The organism is Caballeronia sp. M23-90 (assembly GCF_053574605.1).
Genome location: NZ_JBSIPA010000625.1, coordinates 1 through 3,005, shown reverse-complemented (window position 1 = coordinate 3,005; position 3,005 = coordinate 1). Strand labels below are relative to the sequence as shown.

Here is a 3,005-nt window from a genome sequence, read left to right as displayed (position 1 = left end):
TCGCGGCCGCCGCGATCGGCGAGCACGGCGAGTTCCACCTGCGCGGGACGGCCGTAATCGTAGAGCTCGTTGACCGCTGCGCGCACGGTGCGTCCGGTGGACAGCACGTCGTCGATCAGCAGGATTTTCGCGTTATCGATTTCGAACGGCAGGGACGTCGGGCTCGCCTGACTATGCAGGCCCTTCTTGGCGTAGTCATCGCGATGCAGCGCCACGTTCACCACGCCGAACTGCGCCACGTTCAGGTCTTTCGCAAGCCGCGTGGCGAGCCATACGCCGCCGCTGTAAATGCCGGCGAGCACCGGACCACCCGCTTGCGAGAGCGACTCGCCGTAAGCCGCGCGAATCTGCCCGAGCAACTCGCGATACAACGCCTCGGCGTCAATGGAACTCATGATTGATCGTCGGAAAGTTGGTCGAAATACTGTTGGAGAATGACGCGGGCGGCTTCGGCATCAATGTCGTCATAACGGCCCTTCGCGTTCATCTTCACGCCGTTGCGTTTCAATTCGGCCTTCGCTTCCACTGACGAATACCGCTCGTCCACCCAGCTCACCGGCACGCTGAACCGGCCGTTCAACTGATTGCCGAAGCGCGTGGCAAGCTGCGTCATTTCGTGCGGCGTGCCGTCGGGGTGCATCGGCAAACCGACGATCACCGTGCGCGGATTCCACTCTGCAATCAACTGCCCCACCGCCTCGAAGCGATATTCCCGGCTGCGGTTTTCAAGCACCGTCAACGCGCGCGCATGACGCGTCAAGGTATTGCCAACCGCGACGCCGATGCGCTTTTCGCCGTAATCGAAGGCGAGCAACGTAGCTTCGATACGGCTTCCAGCCTGGCCGTCACCCGTCATGCGTGGCCCGCTTCGCCCGACAACATGGAAAGCGAAACGCCCAGCAATGAGAGCGCCGCCTGCAACTTGTCCTCCGCGGGTACGTCGAAGACGATGCGCGGATCAGCTTCGACCGTCAGCCAGCCGTTCTTCGCGATTTCCTCTTCGAGCTGCCCCGCGCCCCAGCCGGCATGGCCGAGCGTGAGCAGGAAGCGCTCGGGACCCTTGCCGCTTGCGACCGCCTCGAGCACGTCTTTCGACGTGGTCATGGCGAGGCCGCCCGGCACGCTCATGGACGATGTATAGACATCGCCGTCGGCGGGATCGTGGAGCACGAAACCGCGCTCGGTCTGCACCGGTCCGCCGAAATAGACGGGCAAATGCACGAGCGGCTCGATCTCGAGCTTCAGGTCGATACGGTTGAAAAGCGATTGGAGGTCGATGTCGGTCGGCCGGTTGATCACCAGGCCGAGCGCACCACGCTCGCTGTGATCGCAAAGGTAGACTACAGTCCCCGAGAACGTGGGATCGGCCATGCTGGGCATGGCGATCAGGAACTGATTCGTCAAATTGATGCGATCGGGTGTCTTGGACATAATTCGGATTTTAACAAAGGCGATACTTGATGGCCGACTTTGAACTGGGGCTAGTCTGGTTTCGACGAGACCTGCGCGTGGCAGACCATGCTGCACTCTATCACGCACTAACACGCTGTCGCCGGGTGCTGTGCGCCTTCGTTTTCGACCGCGAAATTCTGTCGCCTCTGCCGAAAAACGATCGGCGCGTACCGTTCATTCACGCAAGTGTGATTGAACTGGACCAAACCCTGCGCGAGGCTGGCGGCGGGCTGATGGTGCGTCACGGCATGCCGTCGCATGAAATTCCCGAACTCGTGCGCGAATGCGGCGTGAACGCCGTGTTCGCCAATCGCGATTATGAGCCGTCCGCCAAAGCGCGCGACGAGGGTATCGAGAAAAAGCTGGCGAGCGCCGACGTTGCGTTTTTCACGTTCAAGGACCAGACCATTTTCCACCAGGACGATGTGCTGACCGGCGCCGGCAAGCCGTACACGGTTTTTACGCCGTACAAGCGCAACTGGCTGGCATCGCTTACGCCGGATGCGCTGAAACCGTATGCGTCGGAGGAAAATCTCTCGGCGTTGGCGAAGTCGCCGGCGGGCGTGAAGCACGGGATTCCATCGCTGGAGTCGCTCGGGTTCAGCAAAGAGCACGCGCCTGCGTTGCCCGCAGGCACGAGCGGCGCGTACCAGCTTTTCGACGACTTCCGCGACCGCATGACCGACTACGACCGGACGCGGGATTTTCCCGGAGTCAAAGGGCCGAGCTATCTCAGCGTGCACTTGAGGCATGGCACCATTTCCATACGCGCCCTGGCCCGGACCGCGCACGACGCCCAACGCCACGGCAATCGCGGCGCAGAAACGTGGCTGTCCGAACTCATCTGGCGCGACTTTTATTTCTCAGTGCTGCACCATTTTCCACAAGTCGGCGTGCCCGGCGACCACAAGGCATTCAAGCCGGTGTACGACCGCATTGAATGGGAAACCGGTGAGGTGGCCGAAAGCAATTTCGCCGCGTGGTGCGAAGGCCGCACGGGCTATCCGCTGGTCGATGCCGCCATGCGCCAGATCAACTCTTCCGGCTATATGCACAACCGGTTGCGGATGGTCGTTGCAAGTTTTCTGACAAAGGATCTCGGGCTGGACTGGCGTCGCGGGGAACGGTATTTCGAGTCGCTGCTGAACGACTTCGAGTTGTCATCGAATAATGGTGGGTGGCAATGGGCGTCGTCCAGCGGCTGCGACGCCCAGCCGTATTTCCGCATTTTCAATCCGATCACGCAGTCGGAGAAATTCGATGCCAAGGGCAAGTTCATCCGCCATTACGTGCCGGAACTCGCCGCGCTCTCGGACAAGGACATCCACGCGCCGTGGAAAGCCAAGCCGGACGCGCTGAAGGCCGCGAAAATCGCTTTGGGCGCGGAATATCCGATGCCTGTCGTCGATCACGATACCGCCCGCAAAGCCACGCTGGCGCGCTATGCGGTAGTCAAAAGCGCGTCCGGTCCTGCTCCGGCCGACGAGGAATAGGACTCAGCGGACCACCGCCAGACCGCGCTCGATCATGGCGGTCAGCGCCGCCACCGACGA

At 61.5% G+C, this 3,005-nt stretch carries 4 protein-coding genes; 1 reads left to right on the top strand and 3 read right to left on the bottom strand.

The genetic code is table 11. From position 1 onward, the window contains the following. The 3 genes from pyrR to ACRXB1_RS33725 form a co-directional block, all read right to left on the bottom strand. Positions 1 to 395: bifunctional pyr operon transcriptional regulator/uracil phosphoribosyltransferase PyrR (pyrR, locus tag ACRXB1_RS33735; protein WP_449494498.1), on the bottom strand; the 395-nt coding region annotated here is incomplete at its 3' end. After that, positions 392 to 856, bottom strand: a complete 465-nt coding sequence (ruvX, locus tag ACRXB1_RS33730; protein ID WP_375508394.1) for a Holliday junction resolvase RuvX — start codon at positions 854 to 856, stop codon at positions 392 to 394. The genes pyrR and ruvX, both read right to left, overlap by 4 nt. Next, positions 853 to 1,431 (bottom strand): YqgE/AlgH family protein, encoded by a 579-nt coding sequence (locus tag ACRXB1_RS33725; protein WP_062167622.1) that lies wholly within the window; start codon positions 1,429 to 1,431, stop codon positions 853 to 855. Before ACRXB1_RS33725 ends, ruvX begins: the two co-directional genes overlap by 4 nt. Positions 1,432 to 1,460: 29 nt before the next feature. Between ACRXB1_RS33725 and ACRXB1_RS33720 the strand changes: the two genes are divergently transcribed. Then, positions 1,461 to 2,945, top strand: coding sequence for a cryptochrome/photolyase family protein (locus ACRXB1_RS33720; RefSeq protein ID WP_449494497.1), 1,485 nt, complete (start codon positions 1,461 to 1,463; stop codon positions 2,943 to 2,945). The last annotated feature ends 60 nt before the right edge of the window (positions 2,946 to 3,005 follow it).

What these genes read in the sequence shown, in the direction of transcription:
- ACRXB1_RS33720 (WP_449494497.1), top strand. Translation starts at nt 1,461, where the DNA reads ATGGCCGACTTTGAACTGGGGCTAGTCTGGTTTCGACGAGACCTGCGC.
- ACRXB1_RS33725 (WP_062167622.1), bottom strand. Translation starts at nt 1,431, where the DNA reads ATGTCCAAGACACCCGATCGCATCAATTTGACGAATCAGTTCCTGATC.
- ruvX (WP_375508394.1), bottom strand. Translation starts at nt 856, where the DNA reads ATGACGGGTGACGGCCAGGCTGGAAGCCGTATCGAAGCTACGTTGCTC.